The 18,022-nt window shown below is 34.1% G+C and carries 19 protein-coding genes; 7 read left to right on the top strand and 12 right to left on the bottom strand.

The genetic code is table 11. From position 1 onward, the window contains the following. Window positions 1-71: 71 nt before the first annotated feature. The 3 genes from NBRC110019_RS08845 to NBRC110019_RS08835 all read right to left on the bottom strand — a co-directional run bounded on the left by NBRC110019_RS08845 (window position 72) and on the right by NBRC110019_RS08835 (window position 1,843). Window positions 72-866, bottom strand: coding sequence for a TspO-related membrane protein (locus NBRC110019_RS08845; RefSeq protein WP_281754156.1), 795 nt, complete (start codon window positions 864-866; stop codon window positions 72-74). 155 nt (window positions 867-1,021) lie between these two features. Continuing rightward, window positions 1,022-1,225: a hypothetical protein gene (locus tag NBRC110019_RS08840; RefSeq protein ID WP_281754154.1), complete on the bottom strand. Its 204-nt coding sequence runs from the start codon at window positions 1,223-1,225 to the stop codon at window positions 1,022-1,024. 102 nt (window positions 1,226-1,327) lie between these two features. After that, entirely contained in the window at window positions 1,328-1,843 is a 516-nt protein-coding gene (locus tag NBRC110019_RS08835) for a hypothetical protein (protein WP_281754152.1), read from the bottom strand. A gap of 429 nt (window positions 1,844-2,272) precedes the next feature. Between NBRC110019_RS08835 and NBRC110019_RS08830 the strand changes: the two genes are divergently transcribed. After that, the gene (locus NBRC110019_RS08830; protein WP_281754150.1) at window positions 2,273-2,704 is read left to right on the top strand and encodes a tellurite resistance TerB family protein; all 432 of its coding nucleotides are present in this window, start codon (window positions 2,273-2,275) and stop codon (window positions 2,702-2,704) included. A gap of 49 nt (window positions 2,705-2,753) precedes the next feature. On the opposite strand, the gene fbp is transcribed toward NBRC110019_RS08830, so the two are convergent. After that, window positions 2,754-3,758 carry a class 1 fructose-bisphosphatase gene (gene fbp / locus NBRC110019_RS08825; protein ID WP_281754148.1) on the bottom strand — a complete coding sequence of 335 codons (1,005 nt, stop codon included), beginning with the start codon at window positions 3,756-3,758 and terminating at the stop codon, window positions 2,754-2,756. Window positions 3,759-3,881: 123 nt separating this feature from the next. Here fbp and NBRC110019_RS08820 point away from each other — a divergent pair, with 123 nt between their 5' ends. The 4 genes from NBRC110019_RS08820 to NBRC110019_RS08805 are packed head-to-tail and all read left to right on the top strand — an operon-like array spanning window position 3,882 to window position 8,486. Then, window positions 3,882-4,376 (top strand): GNAT family N-acetyltransferase, encoded by a 495-nt coding sequence (locus tag NBRC110019_RS08820; protein ID WP_281754226.1) that lies wholly within the window; start codon window positions 3,882-3,884, stop codon window positions 4,374-4,376. Next, window positions 4,363-5,613: an aspartate kinase gene (locus NBRC110019_RS08815; protein WP_281754146.1), complete on the top strand. Its 1,251-nt coding sequence runs from the start codon at window positions 4,363-4,365 to the stop codon at window positions 5,611-5,613. Before NBRC110019_RS08820 ends, NBRC110019_RS08815 begins: the two co-directional genes overlap by 14 nt. 43 nt (window positions 5,614-5,656) lie before the next feature. Further along, window positions 5,657-7,492, top strand: coding sequence for a GNAT family N-acyltransferase (locus NBRC110019_RS08810; RefSeq protein WP_281754145.1), 1,836 nt, complete (start codon window positions 5,657-5,659; stop codon window positions 7,490-7,492). Further along, on the top strand, window positions 7,473-8,486 hold the full coding sequence (locus tag NBRC110019_RS08805; protein ID WP_281754143.1) for a carboxypeptidase-like regulatory domain-containing protein: 1,014 nt from the start codon (window positions 7,473-7,475) through the stop codon (window positions 8,484-8,486). The genes NBRC110019_RS08810 and NBRC110019_RS08805 overlap by 20 nt, the downstream gene beginning before the upstream one ends. 12 nt (window positions 8,487-8,498) lie before the next feature. Here the strand turns inward: NBRC110019_RS08805 and NBRC110019_RS08800 are convergent, their stop codons facing one another. From NBRC110019_RS08800 to NBRC110019_RS08775, 6 genes are all read right to left on the bottom strand, one after another. Continuing rightward, window positions 8,499-8,888, bottom strand: coding sequence for a VOC family protein (locus NBRC110019_RS08800; protein WP_281754141.1), 390 nt, complete (start codon window positions 8,886-8,888; stop codon window positions 8,499-8,501). Window positions 8,889-9,161: 273 nt separating this feature from the next. Beyond that, entirely contained in the window at window positions 9,162-9,620 is a 459-nt protein-coding gene (locus NBRC110019_RS08795; protein WP_281754139.1) for a DUF1801 domain-containing protein, read from the bottom strand. Window positions 9,621-9,649: 29 nt separating this feature from the next. Then, window positions 9,650-10,588: a 2-hydroxyacid dehydrogenase gene (locus NBRC110019_RS08790; protein ID WP_281754137.1), complete on the bottom strand. Its 939-nt coding sequence runs from the start codon at window positions 10,586-10,588 to the stop codon at window positions 9,650-9,652. A gap of 84 nt (window positions 10,589-10,672) precedes the next feature. Next, complete coding sequence (gene mgtE, locus NBRC110019_RS08785) at window positions 10,673-12,028, bottom strand: magnesium transporter (protein WP_281754135.1); 1,356 nt, start codon at window positions 12,026-12,028, stop codon at window positions 10,673-10,675. Window positions 12,029-12,097: 69 nt separating this feature from the next. Continuing rightward, on the bottom strand, window positions 12,098-12,880 hold the full coding sequence (gene rsmA / locus NBRC110019_RS08780) for a 16S rRNA (adenine(1518)-N(6)/adenine(1519)-N(6))-dimethyltransferase RsmA (RefSeq protein WP_281754133.1): 783 nt from the start codon (window positions 12,878-12,880) through the stop codon (window positions 12,098-12,100). Between the two features lie 3 nt (window positions 12,881-12,883). Then, window positions 12,884-13,195 carry a DUF4286 family protein gene (locus NBRC110019_RS08775; RefSeq protein WP_281754131.1) on the bottom strand — a complete coding sequence of 104 codons (312 nt, stop codon included), beginning with the start codon at window positions 13,193-13,195 and terminating at the stop codon, window positions 12,884-12,886. Between the two features lie 99 nt (window positions 13,196-13,294). Between NBRC110019_RS08775 and NBRC110019_RS08770 the strand changes: the two genes are divergently transcribed. Further along, a complete protein-coding gene (locus NBRC110019_RS08770) occupies window positions 13,295-14,245 on the top strand; it encodes an NADP-dependent oxidoreductase (protein ID WP_281754128.1) in 951 nt (316 codons plus the stop codon). Between the two features lie 70 nt (window positions 14,246-14,315). On the opposite strand, the gene mgrA is transcribed toward NBRC110019_RS08770, so the two are convergent. Next, the gene (mgrA, locus tag NBRC110019_RS08765) at window positions 14,316-15,308 is read right to left on the bottom strand and encodes an L-glyceraldehyde 3-phosphate reductase (protein ID WP_281754126.1); all 993 of its coding nucleotides are present in this window, start codon (window positions 15,306-15,308) and stop codon (window positions 14,316-14,318) included. 219 nt (window positions 15,309-15,527) lie between these two features. Here mgrA and NBRC110019_RS08760 point away from each other — a divergent pair, with 219 nt between their 5' ends. Beyond that, a complete protein-coding gene (locus NBRC110019_RS08760) occupies window positions 15,528-16,154 on the top strand; it encodes a MarC family protein (protein ID WP_281754124.1) in 627 nt (208 codons plus the stop codon). Here NBRC110019_RS08760 and NBRC110019_RS08755 read toward each other — a convergent pair. Then, on the bottom strand, window positions 16,149-17,942 hold the full coding sequence (locus tag NBRC110019_RS08755; protein WP_281754122.1) for a tetratricopeptide repeat protein: 1,794 nt from the start codon (window positions 17,940-17,942) through the stop codon (window positions 16,149-16,151). The two genes, NBRC110019_RS08760 and NBRC110019_RS08755, sit on opposite strands and share 6 nt — an antisense overlap. Window positions 17,943-18,022: the final 80 nt, after the last annotated feature.

The raw sequence follows: 18,022 nt of genomic DNA, 5'->3' as shown, positions 1-18,022 counted from the left end.
CCGCAAAGATAAGACTTGTAGTTTAGGCAAGCAACAACCAAAACCGGCTATTATGTATTCTATAATCGATATTAAATACTTGGAGACTTTTCCTGAAGTAATTTACCTTTTTGTTTTAAGAAGCGATGATAAACAATCATGGCGGCTAAAATTATCGCTTCCACAAGAGCGGTATACGCAATACCTTTTTCGTATTCCTTATGTCGCATGTAAATAGCAATTAACGACCAAATACCAACTATTACAAAGCCAATCATATTACGTCTAAAGAGTATTATAATGTTAATGCAATAGGCAATAGTAATCATTAAAATAGTCCACTGAGCTTCACTTAATGGATTGCCGTTCCAGCCTAGTTTTACCAGATAGGCTGCTATATTAGCAATGGTGGCTACCGCTACCCAACCACTGTATATGCTAAAAGTAACCCAGTGTATTCTTTTTACATTGGGAGCTATTTTAGGAGCAAAGGCTATACCGGTTTTCTGAACAATTTTTAAAAGTGAAAATAATAGAACAAGTATTACGAGAACTGAAATTCCGGTAAGTTCATATAGCCAAACAATAACCCAAGTTGCATTTGCTATATTGGCAATTAAGAACCAATAGCCTGACTGTAGTAAAAATTTAGGTTCTTGTTTTTTTCCAAACACAAGAATTAAATGACTTACAGAAGATACAACCAGCAGTAGATAAATAATCCCCCAAATGGCAAAAGCATAATTTGCAGGAGTAAACAGGTTGTAATACTCAGTACTTAAACTAGCCATGGTGTTGCCGTTTAAATGAATAGCTTGAGTATAGTACCCAATAAAAATTGCTACAATAACTGATAGAAAATTGAGTATAGCTAAGCGCTTTGCCATAATGTTATTTTTTATTGAAATTAACAAAAGCAATTCATTTTTAAAATTATTAGATGATTTTCTTTAAGACTACGGTAAGATAACCTTTAAATGCGTTATGAATTAGGGATTACTCGCATAAAGATATTTAATACAAAATAACTTAGCCAAGCATTTTATTTTTTAAACATTCTTACAATAGACATCATTAAAAAAGTAAAGGCTAGTATAATGGCAGCCGATAGAAATATAAATTGGTACGGAAATGTATAGTTGGTTCCATCAATTTCCATTCGAAATATTTTTTCTGATTTCCATACATAGCCAATAATTAAACAGATAAGAGATAAAACGAGAAGTATGAGGTGTGTTTTTTTCATAGATGTATTTTTTGAAAGGTATTAATCTTTTTTAATTTATTAAATAATTAAACACCAGAGCCTTCTTAATTTATTGAGAGGCTCTAGTATTTTATATCCTTATTAGGCTTTATTCTTTTTATTTGTAGTCTTAGAATTTTGCTTTTTATTATCCCATATTTGTGATTGATATTGTTGGAGATATGAGTTTCGTAACGAGTCCATTTGTTGAATTTGTTTTTGAAAATCATCCGAAAACATTCGATTGCTAAAGAAGTTCTTGTCAAAGAAATTTTCGTTTACTCCCAGCGAGTCACTAAAAAACTGATTCATAAATTGCGAAGGCATTTGGGTGTTACCAAAATACTGCTGAAAGTGTTTCATAACTTCTTCTTTGTTGTTAAACGGCAGCGTGTCGTTACCATCAGAACTGTATCCGTAAGTGTAGATAGAGTCATAACTAGTTAAGTTCCCATTTTCATCAAACTCTTTGTTTACAGTCCAGTTACCTTTTGGTGTTTCCTGCTTTGTAGTGTTTTCAGCAGTGGTAGGGTTGGTTGTACTTTCGTTTTTTTGTTGCGCATTACAGCTTACTAAACCGGTTAGTAAAGCTGCTAAAATGAAGGTTTTACGATTCATTTTTTTCCATTTTAGAGTTCACAATTCAGTTAAAATTTCTCGATTATCGAGACTAACTACTAGAAGGCTTTACTAATAGTAGTTGCGTTATATAAAGTTGCGCAATATAAATGCCAAACCAAAGGGTGTCACTATTAAAGTTTTTTTAAAAAATTAAGCGGTATGTTAAGATATTCATGAGTATTTTAACATATGATTTTTGAGGTGGTTCTAGGGTACGGGAATATGAGCGTTAATATCCTATATACTATATAAAGGAACGGTGGTAACACCTGTATAAATTAAAGAAACAACGGTATATCTAAATAAGAATTTAGATAGAAATGAATTAGATATAACAAATTTGCAGGATATTTTTTAGAGGAAAATTTATTTTTAAAGAAGGAATATTGATGATTGTGTATCTTTGTTAAACTAAAAAACTAGATAATGGCATTTTCAGACTTATACTCACCCGGTTTCAGGGATCGAAACCGAGCACATTTTGCAGCGATTGTTCGAGTAGCTTTATCAGATGGATTCATAAATGATGAAGAGCGCTCTTTTATTGATAGGCTTGCACATCGCTTAGAAATTTCTGATGAAAAAAAAGAAGAAATTATAGAAAACCCTGCGCTGTATGATATTAACCCACCTGTATTATACGAGACAAGGTTAGAGCGTTTATATGACATAGCCAGAATGGTATATGTAGATCATATAGCAGATGAAGAAGAAATGAAAATTATGATTCGTTTGGCTATTGGCTTAGGGTTTACTCCGGGTAATGTGGAGTTTATTGTTAAAAAAGCAATGTACCTATTAAACTTGGGGGTTGATTTGGATACCTTTAAGGAAGAAATTAAGCACATGAACAGATAATAAAAAACCGGGGATTTCCCGGTTTTTTATTTTATAAAATAAAGCACGCTTAAGCGTTTTGAATAAACTCTTCTACTTTGGTAACCATATTTTTGCTTCCGCAAAAGAAAGGTACTCGTTGGTGTAGTTCGGTAGGTTGCAAATCTAAAATTCGTTGATACCCGTTACTAGCTTTACCTCCCGCTTGCTCTGCTAAAAAGGCCATAGGATTACATTCGTAAAGTAAACGTAATTTACCTTCTTCTGCTTTAGAACTCTTAGGGTACATGTAAATACCTCCTTTAATCATATTTCTGTGAAAGTCGGAAACCAAAGAGCCTATATATCTAGAGGTGTATGGTCTGTCTTCTTCTTCCTTCTGGCAATATTTAATATAATCTTTTACTCCTTGAGGGAAGTGAATATAATTTCCTTCATTCACAGAGTAGATTTTACCATTTTCGGGGAACTGCATATTTGGATTAGACAGATAGAACGTACCAATGGCAGGGTTTAAGGTAAACCCATTTACACCATCTCCTGTAGTGTATACAATCATGGTAGAAGTACCATAAACGATATACCCTGCAGCCACCTGATTTCTTCCTGGTTGTAAAAAGTCTTCCATTTGTACAGGGGTACCTATTGGTGTAATACGTCGATAGACAGAAAAAATGGTACCAACAGAAACGTTTACATCTATGTTACTCGATCCGTCAAGCGGATCAATTAATACAACGTACTTGTTTTGGTGGTTGTCATCATGACTGTTAATAGAGATGTAATCATCCTCTTCTTCAGATGCAATACCACAAACAATCTCCCGGTTTCGTAGTGTTTGAATAAAGATGTTGTTAGCCATAACATCCAGTTTTTGTTGATTTTCTCCCTGAATGTTTACTTCGCCTGCGGCGCCTAATATGTCAACTAGGCCCGCTTTGTTTACTTCGTGATTCACTACTTTGGCAGCTAATCGCAAAGCGTTAATGAGTTTGGATAATTCTCCTGAAGAGTACTTAAACGAGTTTTGATTCTCGATTATATACTCTCCTAACGTTTGGTGTCGTTTAGTCATATATAGTTATTTGTTGTGGTTCTATACAAATATCGATAAAAATGTGACACTATAACGATTTCGCTGAATTTTAAATTCTTAAATATGTAACTTTTAGTTATATTTGAAACATTAATTTATAATATTATGTTTGAGATTCGGTTAGCGACTAAAAATAATATGAAACAGGTACATAACCTTATAAATGAGCTAGCTATATTTGAGAAAGAACCTGATGCAGTTGAAGTAACAGTAGAGGATTTAATTACTGACGGTTTTGGAGAAAATCCGTCGTTTATCAGTTTTGTTGCTGTAGAGAAAGAACAGGTAGTAGGCTTGGCATTATTTTATTATAGATACTCTACTTGGAAAGGTAAAACTATTCATTTAGAAGACCTTATTGTAACAGAATCTTGCAGAGGAAAAGGTATTGGAAAAGCATTGTTAACAGAGGTGATACAATACGGATATAATGAAGGTGTTAAGCGAATTGAATGGAATGTGTTGGATTGGAATACGCCGGCCATAGATTTTTATAAAAGTAACGGAGCTAAGGTGTTAAGAGACTGGGATGTAGTTCAGCTAAGTGAAGAAGGAATAAAAAATTATATTAATAGATTGAACCATGCGAATTTTTAAGTTTGGAGGAGCCTCGGTGAAAGATGCCGATGGAGTTAGAAATGTGGTAAGTGTGCTTGAGACTGTAGGATATGAGGGTACCTTACTAGTTGTTTCGGCTATGGGAAAAACAACCAACGCTTTAGAGGTGGTGGTTAAAAATTATTTTGAAAACAAAGAACAGCTTGCTGCAAGTATTGAGGAATTAAAAAGTTACCATAATACTATTATGATTGACTTATTTAAGAATGAAGAAAATCCGGTTTTTTATAAAGTAGATGGTCTTGTTGCAGAATTGGTTTCGTTTCTAGATAGAAATAAATCGCCTAACTATAGTTATGTGTATGATCAGGTAGTGAGTTTTGGAGAGCTATTGTCTACCACCATATTACATTTTTACTTTTTAGACAGAGGCATAAGAAATACATGGTTAGATGTACGTACGTTAATAAAAACCGATGCTAACTACCGCGATGCAAAAGTAGATTGGACAACTACTCAAGAACAAATTTTTGGCGGTGTTAATAAAGAAGTACTTAATATATCGCAAGGGTTTTTAGGAGGTGATTCTAATAACTTTACTACTACCCTAGGCAGAGAAGGTTCAGATTATACTGCGGCTATTTTTGCGTATTGTTTAGATGCTGAGAGTGTAACTATTTGGAAAGATGTACCTGGGGTATTGAATGCCGATCCGCGTTATTTTGAAAATACACAGCTATTAAATCAAATATCGTATCATGAAGCTATTGAGTTGGCATTTTATGGTGCTTCAGTAATTCACCCAAAAACGTTACAGCCTTTACAACGTAAAGAGATTCCTTTACATGTAAAATCATTCTTAAACCCTACGGGAGCGGGGACTACTGTAAGTAAAGGAAAAGATTTAGATCCTATGGTTCCTTGTTTTATTGTTAAAAAGGGACAGGTTTTATTATCGCTATCTTCTTTAGATTTTTCATTCATTGTTGAAGACAATATCAGCGAGATTTTTAGACTTTTACATGAGGCTAAAATGAAGGTAGATGTAATCCAAAATTCGGCTATTAGTTTTTCTGTATGTATAGAAAATAAGTTTAATACCCTTCAGGAATTGTTAAATAAACTGAAAGGAAAGTTTAAGATTGAGTGCTATGAAGAGGTGTCTTTATACACTGTAAGACATGTAGATAGCAGTGCTTTGCAACAGATAGAAGAGGGTAAAGAAATACTTCTAAAACAGCGTTTACAGGATACTGTACAAATTGTTTCAAGATAACAATGGCTTTTTGCTATCTTTGTTTGTATAATGTAATAATTGGATGGGGTTAGTTACAGCAAAAGAGGTAGCAAAAGCAATACATATAGATAAGTACGGATTTATAGGAACGTTCATAGGGTGGTTACTTATGAAGGTTCTTAAAATATCTAAACTTAATGTAATCTACAATCGGCACAAACATTTGGAAGGGGTTGATTTTTTAAATGCGTTGCTAGACGAGTTTAATATCAAGTTTGAAATTCCTGAAGAAGATTTAAAACGTTTGCCAAAAGATGGTCCATTTATTACTATTTCTAACCATCCGTTAGGAGGTATAGATGGTGTGTTGCTACTGAAATTAATGTTAGAGCAACGTGCTGATTTTAAAATTATCGCTAATTTTTTATTACACAGAATAAAGCCCTTAATTTCGTTTATAATGCCGGTTAATCCTTTTGAAAATAGGAAGGATGTGAAATCGAGCATAATAGGGTTCAAGCAATCTCTTGCTCATTTAAGAGATGGACACCCTTTGGGGATTTTCCCTGCAGGTGAGGTGTCTACCTATAAAGACGGGAAGCTTATTATAGATAAACCTTGGGAAGAGGCAGGTATAAAATTGATTAAAAAAGCTGAAGTGCCTGTGGTGCCTATTTATTTTCATGCTAAAAACAGCCCGCTTTTTTATAGGCTTTCTAAAATAAGTGACACTTTGCGTACAGCAAAATTACCTTCAGAATTATTAACGCAAAGTAAACGTGTTGTCAAAGTTCGTATTGGTAGAACCATATCTGTAGACGCTCAAAAAGAATTTACTGATTTAGGAGATTATACAGCTTTTTTAAGAAGAAAGACCTATGTGTTGTCTAATGCTTATGAAAAAGATAGCTTATTAAAACAAATACCTACAAGTTTAAAGTTGCCTAAGAATAAGCAGCCTAAAGATATTATTACCCCTATTTGTACAAAAGCTATGCAGGTTGAGGTAGATAGTTTGCGTAAAAAGGAATGTAGATTACTTAAGAGCAAAAACTACGAGGTGTTCTTGGCGGCTTCTGAAGATATGCCTAATGCTTTACAGGAGATAGGAAGGTTGCGTGAAATTACCTTTAGAGAAGTAGGGGAAGGAACTAATCAGGCAATTGACCTTGATAGTTTTGATGAGTATTACCACCATTTATTTTTATGGGATGACAATGCAAAATGTATTGCTGGAGCTTACAGAATGGGATTGGGAAAGTTGATCTTTGAAAAGCATGGTATTAGAGGTTTTTATTTGCACGACTTGTTTAGGTTTGAGCCTGAGCTATATAAAATGATGAGCGAGTCTATAGAAATGGGACGTGCTTTTATTATTAGAGAATATCAGCAAAAACCAATGCCGCTCTTTTTATTATGGAAGGGTATTGTGCATACCACTTTAAGGCATCCGGAACATAACTATTTAATTGGAGGGGTGAGTATTAGTAATCAGTTTTCTAATTTCTCTAAATCATTGATGATTGAGTTTATGAAATCTAATTACTATGATCCGTATGTAGCCCAATATATAAAGCCTAAAAAAGAATTTAAGGTAAAGCTTAAAGATGCTGATAAGGACTTTATTTTTGATGAAACTAAGGCAGACCTGAATAAATTTGATAAAATTATTGATGAGGTAGAGCCGGGAGAATTACGTTTGCCGGTGTTAATTAAGAAATACATTAAACAAAATGCCAAAGTTGTGGCATTTAATGTAGATCCGTTGTTTAATAATTCGGTAGATGGGTTAATGTATATACGAATTGCCGATTTGCCAGACAGCACTGTAAAGCCGGTAATGGAAGAGTTTCAGGCCGAACTGGAACGTAAATTTATGCCGGAAAACGATCTTAAAGATGATACAGCTAGCACATAAGAAAGCACTTCTATTTTCTTTATTTTTTTCGTTATTATTTGTGGTTGCTTTACCAGCACAAACTATAAAAGGGTATGTGTACGATAAAGAAACTCTTGAGCCAATGCAAGGGGTTACTATCTACTTTGACGGAACTTCTATTGGTACTGTTAGTAATATTGAAGGGTATTTTGAATTAACTACTAAAACTAAAGTAACAGCCACTCTTATTGTAAGTTATATTGGTTATTACTCGGAGCATATAGATGATCCGTATAAAGCGAAGATTTTTAAAGTGTACTTATCGGAAAAGTCTTTTGATTTAGAGGAAGTTGTATTGCAGGCCGATCCGTTCTCTAGAGAGGCTAAGTTAGCCGTTTTTAAAAGAGAATTTTTAGGAGAAGGGTACGAAGGCGTATGCGAGATAAAGAATGTAGATGCAGTTACCGTTACTTTTAATATGAAGTCTAGCAAATTATTGGCGTATGCTTCTCAGCCATTAAAAATTATTAATAAAGATTTAGGGTATGAGATTACTTATAATTTAGTGAAGTTTGAAGCTACGTATACCCAAAATACATTGTACAGGTCTTATTTAAAAGGAGTGTTTTATTCAGGTAGCAGTTTCTTCTTAGATACATCTAAGGGGGCTGGTAAATATGCCAGAAGACGAAAAAAGTTGTATTACGGTTCCGTTCTTCATTTTATCAGATCTTTAGCAAGTGAAACCTTGACAGAACAAAAATTTGGAATGTTTAAAAATAGGTTTCAAGTAAATCCAAAAGATTATTTTACGGTAAAAGATTCTTTAAATATTAAGTTTATTTCAACTACCCAACCTAAATGGGATATTCTTTATAAAAAAGATAAGCAATCGGCATTAGAGGTTGATAAAAGTGGTTTCTTTGTTGATACGTATGGAAATTTCACTCCAAGTAATGCTTTGGTGTTTGGGGGGTATATTGGGCGTATGCGTTTTAAAGAAACACTACCGTTAGATTATAGACCTAAATAGATGTACGTTTTTCTATTCTTTAAAGGAGGCATCAATAGGTTCCCAAAGTTCTAATTTATTTCCTTCAGGGTCTAATATCCATCCGAATTTACCATATTCATAGGTTTCCATATTGCCTACTACAGTAACGCCTTCTTCTTTTAAAGCTGTTAATAGCTCTTCAAGGTTTTCTACCCTAAAGGTCATCATAAATGGTTTCTCGCTAGGCTTAAAGTACTCGGTGTCTTTTTTAAACGGACTCCATTGAGTAGAGCAGTCATTACCGTTTTCATCTTTCCACCAAAAGGTACATCCATATGCATCTGTATTTAGTCCTAAATGTGTTTTATACCATTCTTTTGCTGCGTCTGGATCTTCGGATTTAAAAAAGAAACCTCCTAGTCCTGTTACTCTTTTTTTCATTCTTTATGTATTACGTTTTGTTAAAGATACTATTATTTAGTCTGAAATGTTTTTTCTTTTTGTATTCACTTTATCATTATCGATAAACGCACAAATTAGCAAAGGAAACTGGCTTGTAGGAGGTGATGGAAGTTTTTCAACTGTGAAATACAAGTCAGAATTCAATGGCATTAGCAGGGAGTCTTGGTGATCTTAGATTGAATCCTGATTTAAGTTATTTTTTTAACTCTAGTGCAGGACTTGAACTAAGTTTAAATTATATAATTACTGCTTCTAAAACCTTTTTAAGTTGGTTTCGTAAATATCAATCCATTTTTTAGGAGTCATCTTAGAAACAAGTTCACCCATTAGTTCATAAGGGATAGCATCTATCTTTTTAAATCGGATACAACTTTTTCCCATGTCTAATTTGTATTTACAATGCTTAGGATACTCGGTAACAAACCAATCTAAAAGCTCTTTTTTAGCATACATGCCCATATGGTAAAATGCTATAAAGTTTTTTTGCGAAGTAAAACTCATAAAGGGTAGGGGTAGTTGGGGAGTGCAGTGATACCCTGCAGGATACAGGCTTTTAGGAACAACATAGCCAATCATACCATAACTCATACCTTCCTGAAAGCCTTCAGGAAGGTTAGTGAGTACGGTTTTTCGTAATTTTATAATAGCTGATTTTCTGTCCTCAGGTAATTCTGAAATATATTCCTCTGGAGAGGTTGCTTTAGATGTCATAATCTTGTTATTAGGGTTTAGTCCCTAAATTAACAAAATTCTGATTTAATTTTATCTAAAATAACTTCAGCAAGTTTTACATTACTTTCGTGTGTCCACCCTGCAATATGCGGAGTAAGAATCACGTCGTATGATTTGGTAAGGTATTTTAATGGTTCAGGCATAACATCGTCGTCATATAACTCTTCGAATGATACTTTTTCATATTCAAGGACGTCTAAACCAGCACCTTTTATAATTCCTTTTTTAAGGGCATCTACCAAGTCTTCGGTAACTACTATTTTACCTCTGGCCGTATTTAAAAACCATATCGGTTTTGCTAAGCCATTTAAGAAAGAAGCATCAATCATACCTTCTGAGGTTGGATTTATATTAGCATGTATACTAATAATATCTGCTTTTTGCTGTATTTCCTTTAAAGTAACCTGTGTGGCATTTTCATCACCTACATTTTCTTTAATATCATAGCAAAGTACTTCTACATCAAAACCTCTCAGTTTTTTAGCAAAAGCTTTACCCATAAATCCATACCCTATAATACCAACTGTTTTACCATCCAGTTCTTCTCCTCTGTTTGGCTCTCTTTCCCATTTACCTTTTCTGACTTTACGATTGGCTCTTTTAATATGATTCATTAAACTAAGTAAAACCCCTAAATTTTGTTCGGCAACTGCATTTCTATTACCTTCAGGAGCTGCAATAAGGGTAATCCCTTTTTCTTTGGCAAATTCACTATCAATATTCTCAACACCTGCACCAACACGAGCAATAAACTTAAGGTTGGTAGCATGTTCTAGAAATGATTTATCGATAGCAAAACGACTACGGATTACAATACCGTCGTATTCGTGAATTTTTTTTGCAACTTTTAATTTTGGGGATAGATAGTCTTCATGATTCTCAAACCCTAATGCGTTCAATCCCTCCATTAATAATGGGTGGTTAGTGTCTAAGTGAAGTATTTTCATAACATAACTCTTTTAGAGTACAAAGGTACAAAGTTTGCTGTTAAGATAACGTGAAATTACGTTCAATGTTAAGGATGTTAACTATTAAAACCCAAGGATTAATTTAGCAATACTAAAGTAGACCAAAATTCCAAAAATATCATTACTGGTAGTTATAAAAGGCCCTGTAGCCACTGCCGGATCAATCCCTCTTTTATGAAGAAAAATAGGGATAAAAGTACCAATAATTGCCGCAATAATAATAACCGATATAATGGCAATACCAATGGTTAAGCTTACAACATATTGGGTGTCAAATAAAAAATGTGTTATAAGTAATACCACAGAAGCAATGGAACCTCCATTTACAAGCCCCAGAAGGAACTCTTTAAATAATCGTGACAGTATTTGTCCATCAATAGAATCATTTGCAAGTCCTTGTACTATAATGGCCGATGATTGTACCCCTACGTTCCCTGCAGTAGCTTGTATTAAAGGAACAAAGCTTAATAAAATTACATAATCACCCATACCTTGCTGAAAGGAAGTGATAATTTTTGCAGCCATCATTCCACCAAAGGTTCCAATAAGTAACCAAGGTAAACGTGCTCGGGTAAGTTTTAAAATACTATCCTTAGCTTCAACATCTTTAGAGATACCTGCCGCCATTTGGTAATCTCTTTCGGCCTCATCTCTTATAACGTCAATTATATCATCAATGGTAATTCTGCCAACCAATCTGCCAAGTTCATCTACTACGGGTATGGCTTCAAGGTCATACTTTGCCATAATTCTAGCAACATCTTCTGCATCATCATGAACTGACACATAATCTACTTTTGTGATGTAAACATCTTTAATAGCACTTCGGGTAGAGGCTGTAAGCAGGTCTTTTAAAGATAGTCGACCAATTAATTTTTCATTATCATCTACCACGTATATAGAGTGAACGCGAGTTACATGTTCTGCTTGTGCCCGCATTTCTTTAACACAATTTAATACCGTCCAGTTTTCATTTACCTTTACCAGTTCTTTTGCCATAAGCCCCCCTGCCGTATCTTCGTCATAACGTAAAAGCTCTACAATATCTTTGGCATGTTCGTGGTCATCTATATAGGATATTACCTCTTCCTTTCTTTCGTCAGGTAACTCGTTAATAATATCTGCGGCGTCATCGGTATCAAGCTCAACAATTTCTTTAGCAATTTCTTTGGAAGAAAGATTGTTTAAAATTTTATCCCTTACATCTTCATCGAGCTCGGTAATAATATCCGATGTTTTTTTACTATCAAGGAGTTTTATAAGGTAGGTGGCCTCCTCTAAATTCAGTTCATTGATAATCTCTGCAATATCCGCATAGTGTACATCATGAAGCATCTGTAGTAGGTCATGCTTACTGTCAGAGTCTATGAGTGCTTCAATTTTCTCAATAAGTTCGTCACTGAGTTTAAATGGAGTCATAAGCGTTTTATTAATGTCGGGTAAACCCGAATTTGTTAGTACGTCTTATGCGGAAACATAATCGGTTATTTATTCCTTTGTGTCTGTACTGAGCATTTGTGTTAGAGTTATAAACTCTTCCACTCCTAGTTGTTCAGGGCGCATCCCAAAGATACTATGTTCTTTTAGATTATCAGAATTAATAAAGCTTTTTAAGCTATTTCTAAGGGTTTTTCTACGTTGATTAAAGCCTGCTTTTACCACTGCAAAAAACATTTTTTCATTGCAAGGGAGCTTGTAATTTTCTTTACGTTTTAAAATAAGAACTCCACTTTTTACTTTAGGAGGTGGGTTGAAAACCTTTTCAGAAACGGTAAATAAGTAGGTGGCTTCGTAAAAGGCCTGTGTTAAAACAGATAAGATGCCATAGGCTTTAGTGCCTGGTTTTTCACAAATACGTTCGGCCACTTCCTTTTGAAACATCCCTGAAAATTCGGGTATTTGATCTCGCATTTCCAATGTTCTGAACACAATTTGAGAAGAGATGTTATACGGGAAGTTGCCAATAATAGCAAAAGGTTCACCGTTAAAATAGGTGCTGATATCGTACTTTAAAAAGTCTTTACTAATAATCCTGTTCGATAATTTTAGATAATGTGTTTGTAGGTATTCAACCGATTCGGTATCTATTTCTATAACGTAGGTTGTAATGGGTTTTTCTAATAGGTATTTGGTTAATACTCCCATTCCTGGGCCTATTTCAAGTACATTAGTATACCCTTTTAAGGTTAAACTATCTGCTATTTTTTTGGCAATATTTTCGTCGGTTAAAAAATGTTGCCCTAAGTGTTTTTTTGCCCTTACGTCTGTCATAGTCTAATGATCGCTTATAATTTCTAACTCGGTTCTGAACGATAACATCTTGTCTGCAAATTTTAGCAAAGCTTCTTTTCGTAGTCTATCGGCATCTTCAGCGTAGTACAGTTCAAGTGTTTCTTTGTTTTTGGTAGTATATTGTACACTATAGGTAACACCCCCCATTTCTTCTTCTACAAGTACTTTAACTATACGAGCTGCGGTAAATTTTCCGGTGGATAACATATCCGGAATATGTGTTTCTTGCATCCAGTTTAGCCATTCATCATGAACTGAGTTATCGATATTGCTGGTTACGTTATAAATATACATGCTTCTTAAAATTTGTTAGAATGGCAAATATAACTTGGTTTATAGAAAAAACTCCAGTAATTTGTGAGTTATCAATATACATAATTTCATTTTAATAATATGAAGGCTGTTTTATTAAGTGAATTTGGAGGGATTGAAAATTTAAAAATTGCTGATATTCCAGCGCCAGATCCAAAAGAAGATGAAGTAGTTCTGAGGGTAGAAGCCTTTGGAATAAATCCGGTAGATGCAAAGGCAAGACAAGGAAAAGCATTTGCTGCAAAATTGAAGAATGTTAATTTTCCGGTTATTTTAGGGAAGGATGTAGCGGGTACTGTAGTGAAGAAAGGAGAGAATGTAAACCATTTTGAAATAGGTGACAGGGTGTACGGAGTAGCCAATAATGATAGTGGTTTTGGCAATACTTATGCAGAATATACGCATAGTACTACAGAATCGTTATTCAAAATACCTAAAAATATATCTTCAGAAGTGGCTGCTAGTAGTCCTATAGCTGCCTTAACTGCATTACAGGCCTTAAGAGAAAAGGTTGAATTAAAGAAAGAGCACACTATTTTAATACATGCTGGAGCAGGTGGAGTAGGCCATTTTGCTATACAATATGCCAAGTATGTAGGAGCGCATGTAACAGCAAGTTCTTCTATGGCTAATAAAGAGTTTATACTAAATACTTTGGGAGCGGATGCGCATATAGATTATAAGACGGTGAATTACGATGCGTATGAAAATGCTTTTGATGTGGTTTTAGATTTGGTGGGCTTAGATAATATAGACAACGCCATAAAAACAACAAAACCAGGAGGTGATGTTATATGTGTACCATCTAACTCATTTGACGTCTTTAGAGAGAAAGTGACTAAAAAGAATGTGAACGGGCATACCCTACTAATGCATCCTGATAACGAGTGGCTTTGTTATTTAGCTAACATGCTGAAGAAAGGTATCTTGGTGCCACATATTTCACAAAAGGCAGCGTTGTTTGAAATAAAAGAGGTTCATAAGCAGATAGAATCTGGTTCTACTAAAGGAAAGATTGTAGTAGTACCTTAATAATCATATATAAAAAACCAGCGGATAGATTTTTCTATCCGCTGGTTTTTTTATGGGTTTAAAGTTTTGTTTAAGACAGTAAAACTTTTTCAATAGATTGTAACTCTTCTGGAGAGAAATATAAGTTTTCTAAACACTCTATAGAGTCTAATACTTGCTCTGGTTTACTTGCACCAATAAGTACAGAGGTTACTCTTGTATCTTTTAATAACCAAGATAGTGCCATGTGTGCTAACTTTTGTCCGCGTTTTTGGGCTATCAAGTTTAGTTCTTTAATCTTTTCAATAATCTCAGGGGTAATATGGCTTTCATTTAAAAAAACACCACTTTTAGCTACTCTGCTATCTTTAGGAATTCCTTTAAGATATTTGTCTGTTAACAGACCTTGGGCTAAAGGTGAGAATGGAATACATCCTACTTTGTTTTTACCTATTACATCTAGTAGTCCTTCTTCAGGAGTTCTAACAAACATGCTGTATTTAGGTTGGTGTATTAAACAAGGAGTTCCCATTTCTTTTAATATTTTAAAAGCTTCGGCGGCTCTTTCAGGACCATAATTACTAATACCAACATAGAGTGCTTTACCCTGACGGACTATAAGATCTAGTGCAGCCATGGTTTCTTCTAATGGTGTATCAGGATCTGGACGGTGATGATAAAAAATATCTACATAGTCTAGCTTCATTCTTCTTAAACTTTGGTTTAAGCTTGAAACTAAATATTTTTTACTACCCCAATCTCCATAAGGGCCATCCCACATTCCGTATCCGGCTTTGGTAGAAATAATTAATTCATCTCTGTATCCTCCTAGATCGTGATGCAAAATTTTACCAAAACTCTTTTCTGCACTGCCTGGGGGCGGACCGTAATTATTAGCCAAATCAAAATGTGTAATCCCATTATCAAAGGCGGTAAATACTATATTTTGACTGTTTTCAAAATTGGTGGTATTACCAAAGTTATGCCATAGTCCTAAAGACAGTGCTGGTAGTTTAAGACCACTTTTACCACAGCGTCTGTAGGTCATCTGTTGGTATCGTTCAGCAGAAGGTTTATAATTCATTTTTTCTAATCATTTAGCGAGTCCAAACTTACTAAATAAAACGGCTAAGAAGTTTATGTAAAATTTAATTTTATTGACAGATATTATTAATTATTTGCGGGTTTATCAATAAATAATCATTTTTAGTTTAAGATTGGTTTTTTTTAAGAGGGTGCCAACTTTTTTAATGAGTTGTGGGTTTGTAATAGTATAATTTTTTTATTTTTATTAAAATTAACAATGTTGGAGATATTAAAGCTCATATTTTCAGATACCATTTCAGTATTTACCATTATGAACCCACTTTCTGTTGGGGTAATTATGCTGTCTTTATTACAAGATGATACTACCGCTGAAGAGATTAAAGGGATTGCATATAAGGCTAGTAAAAGTATCTTAATTGCTTTAGTTATTATCTTTTTTATTGGTCAGTATATATTTAAGTTCTTAGGGGTATCACCTGATGGATTACGTGTTTTTGGAGGGTTAATACTTTTAATAATGGGTATTAACATGGTTCAGGGACATGGAAAAAAAGTAAACCATAGTACTAAAGAACAAGAAGCTGCCGGACAGCGTGAAGATATAAGTATTGTGCCTTTAGCAATACCTGTAGCCGTAGGGCCTGGTTTAATAACTACTGTTTTAAATATGAGTGTTGTAGCGGCCGATTGGCAGCATTATCTTAGTGGTTCAGTGGCAATTATTATTTGTTGTGTTTCCAGTTACTTTATTTTAGGGCGTATGCCTTATATTAAAATGCGCTTAGGAGTTAATGGGCTTCGTGTTTTTAACCGTATTATGGGGCTTGTAGTGGGGTCGTTAGCGGCACAGATGATATTGGCTGGAGTATCTAAGTTTTTATGATCCTATCTGATCGCCTCGTAACCTTCTGTACGATTTTCTAGCTGCTACAAAGTAAATACTATCCTGATGGTTAAAAATTATTTTTTCGTAATATTCTTTTGCTTTTTCTGGGTTGTTTAGTTGCTTATCGTATAGATTTGCTAGCGCAAAAAGGGTGTCATCTGCTAAAATATCATCATTAAAAAAGGCTAGTATTTTTTCATAATTAGTAATAGCCTTTTCATAGTTGCCTTGTTGTTCAAAAAGTTTGCCTTGCTTAAATAAGGCCTCATCTTCTATACTTTCGCCTTTATGGTTTTTTACTATTTTATCTAGTAAGGCAATAGCTTCATTATCTTTTTTTTGATAGGCGAGTAAGTCGGCTTTTGCATATATTTTTAAAGCAGTTTGAAGCGAGTCGTCTAAAGAATTGTCTGATATTAATAATTTTAATTGAAGCGCATCATTAGCAATAAGTTGCGATGTAGATTGCTTTAAGATGTTCAGTTGATTTTCTGCCCATGTAAAATCACCTTTATAAAAACTTGTTTGCGCTACCTTAAATAGTGCGTTCTGTGCCATTACATCGTTTTTAAGTTTTGCTTGAATTTGAGAGTAGTAAATAAGCGCTTCATTAAAATGCTCTTCGTATACCAAAATATCAGCAAGTTCCATTTTTATATAGGCCTCGTCATGCAATGATAGGTTTAGCTTTAGTACCTTTTTTAAATGGCTTGAGGCTAGTTGAGGTTCGTTTTTAAGAAAGGCTATAAAATGTGCATAATCTATATGTAGTTGTACGGTTTGTGGTATCATTCCGTATGTTTTAAGTAGATCATTAAATTTTTCTTCTATATCCTTAATAGGAATTTCTTTTTGTGCAATTTGTAAATCTATAATGGCTAATTCGGCCTCGAGTACAGCTCCCTTAAAACTACTTTTCTCTATAATAAAAGAATATATCTCAATGGCAATAGCATTCTCATTATCTTCTTCTGCGCTTAATGCAAGGTCTGTAAGTCTGTCTAAAGACAATTCCTTATTTCTTCTATATATGGCTTTTTCTTGAATAAAGGCCATGTTGTACTGTTTTTGCTGAACAAACAACCAGCTTAGCATTTGGTTCCATAAAACATCAGGATTGTTTTGTGATCTCTTTAATAGCAGTATTCTAAGTATTTTATTGTTTTCGTTAGAACTGTCTTCGGTAATAAATTGTGCAAAAGCTCCTTTTATTCGAGTTTCCTGATTCATGTTAGATTTCATATAGGATAAAAGGGTATCAAACATTTTTTCTATGTTTCCTTGTTCTCCGTATATAGTAGCTAATACATAGCTATAATTAAGAGCCGTGTTTAATTGCATACCTAAGGTGTAAGACGCAATAGCTTCGTCTAATAGCGAATAAGAATGAAATCTATGACCAATTGTGCCTGCGTATTCAGGTTTTTCCTTTACGTATTCAATAGCTTTATTAAAGTAGGTTTTTGCTGTTACCTTATCATCTTGTAAAAGGTAATTATACCCAAGTTCAATTTCTAAAAGAGGTAACTTGCGTTTGGTTTTTTCTATTTGTTTAACAAATAATTGTTTGGCCTCTTCATACTGTTCTAGTTGCTGATGACACTTGGCTAAATACGTTAACCATGTAGTATTGTAGCTTTGATCTTTATATAGTTGCTCAAATAAAGGAAGTGCTTTATCAAATTCCCCATCGTCAAAATACTGTAATGCCAATTGGCTATTTTGTGCGTGAATAATAAGGGTAAAAAATAAGCTACTTAAAAATAATATCCAATGTCTTTTCATGAGTCAAACAATCTGCTACATTCAAATATACACAAAAATTTAGCCGTAGCCTTAAATAAAAAAAATCCGTACGATTTCAT

Origin of the sequence: Neptunitalea chrysea (genome assembly GCF_027924145.1) — a bacterium.
GTDB classification, from domain to species: domain Bacteria; phylum Bacteroidota; class Bacteroidia; order Flavobacteriales; family Flavobacteriaceae; genus Neptunitalea; species Neptunitalea chrysea.
The sequence above is the reverse complement of the archived record's forward strand: the minus strand, read 5'-3'. Positions and strand labels throughout refer to the sequence as shown.

Excerpts from the sequence above, each read along its gene's own strand:
- NBRC110019_RS08830 (WP_281754150.1), top strand. The coding sequence starts at position 2,273 with ATGGCATTTTCAGACTTATACTCACCCGGTTTCAGGGATCGAAACCGA.
- NBRC110019_RS08800 (WP_281754141.1), bottom strand. The coding sequence starts at position 8,888 with ATGAAAAAAAGAGTAACAGGACTAGGAGGTTTCTTTTTTAAATCCGAA.
- mgrA (WP_281754126.1), bottom strand. The coding sequence starts at position 15,308 with ATGAATTATAAACCTTCTGCTGAACGATACCAACAGATGACCTACAGA.
- NBRC110019_RS08760 (WP_281754124.1), top strand. The coding sequence starts at position 15,528 with ATGTTGGAGATATTAAAGCTCATATTTTCAGATACCATTTCAGTATTT.
- NBRC110019_RS08755 (WP_281754122.1), bottom strand. The coding sequence starts at position 17,942 with ATGAAAAGACATTGGATATTATTTTTAAGTAGCTTATTTTTTACCCTT.
- NBRC110019_RS08805 (WP_281754143.1), top strand. The coding sequence starts at position 7,473 with ATGATACAGCTAGCACATAAGAAAGCACTTCTATTTTCTTTATTTTTT.
- NBRC110019_RS08810 (WP_281754145.1), top strand. The coding sequence starts at position 5,657 with ATGGGGTTAGTTACAGCAAAAGAGGTAGCAAAAGCAATACATATAGAT.
- NBRC110019_RS08845 (WP_281754156.1), bottom strand. The coding sequence starts at position 866 with ATGGCAAAGCGCTTAGCTATACTCAATTTTCTATCAGTTATTGTAGCA.
- NBRC110019_RS08840 (WP_281754154.1), bottom strand. The coding sequence starts at position 1,225 with ATGAAAAAAACACACCTCATACTTCTCGTTTTATCTCTTATCTGTTTA.
- fbp (WP_281754148.1), bottom strand. The coding sequence starts at position 3,758 with ATGACTAAACGACACCAAACGTTAGGAGAGTATATAATCGAGAATCAA.
- NBRC110019_RS08815 (WP_281754146.1), top strand. The coding sequence starts at position 4,363 with ATGCGAATTTTTAAGTTTGGAGGAGCCTCGGTGAAAGATGCCGATGGA.
- NBRC110019_RS08795 (WP_281754139.1), bottom strand. The coding sequence starts at position 9,620 with ATGACATCTAAAGCAACCTCTCCAGAGGAATATATTTCAGAATTACCT.
- NBRC110019_RS08770 (WP_281754128.1), top strand. The coding sequence starts at position 13,295 with ATGAAGGCTGTTTTATTAAGTGAATTTGGAGGGATTGAAAATTTAAAA.
- NBRC110019_RS08775 (WP_281754131.1), bottom strand. The coding sequence starts at position 13,195 with ATGTATATTTATAACGTAACCAGCAATATCGATAACTCAGTTCATGAT.
- NBRC110019_RS08790 (WP_281754137.1), bottom strand. The coding sequence starts at position 10,588 with ATGAAAATACTTCACTTAGACACTAACCACCCATTATTAATGGAGGGA.
- NBRC110019_RS08835 (WP_281754152.1), bottom strand. The coding sequence starts at position 1,843 with ATGAATCGTAAAACCTTCATTTTAGCAGCTTTACTAACCGGTTTAGTA.
- mgtE (WP_281754135.1), bottom strand. The coding sequence starts at position 12,028 with ATGACTCCATTTAAACTCAGTGACGAACTTATTGAGAAAATTGAAGCA.
- rsmA (WP_281754133.1), bottom strand. The coding sequence starts at position 12,880 with ATGACAGACGTAAGGGCAAAAAAACACTTAGGGCAACATTTTTTAACC.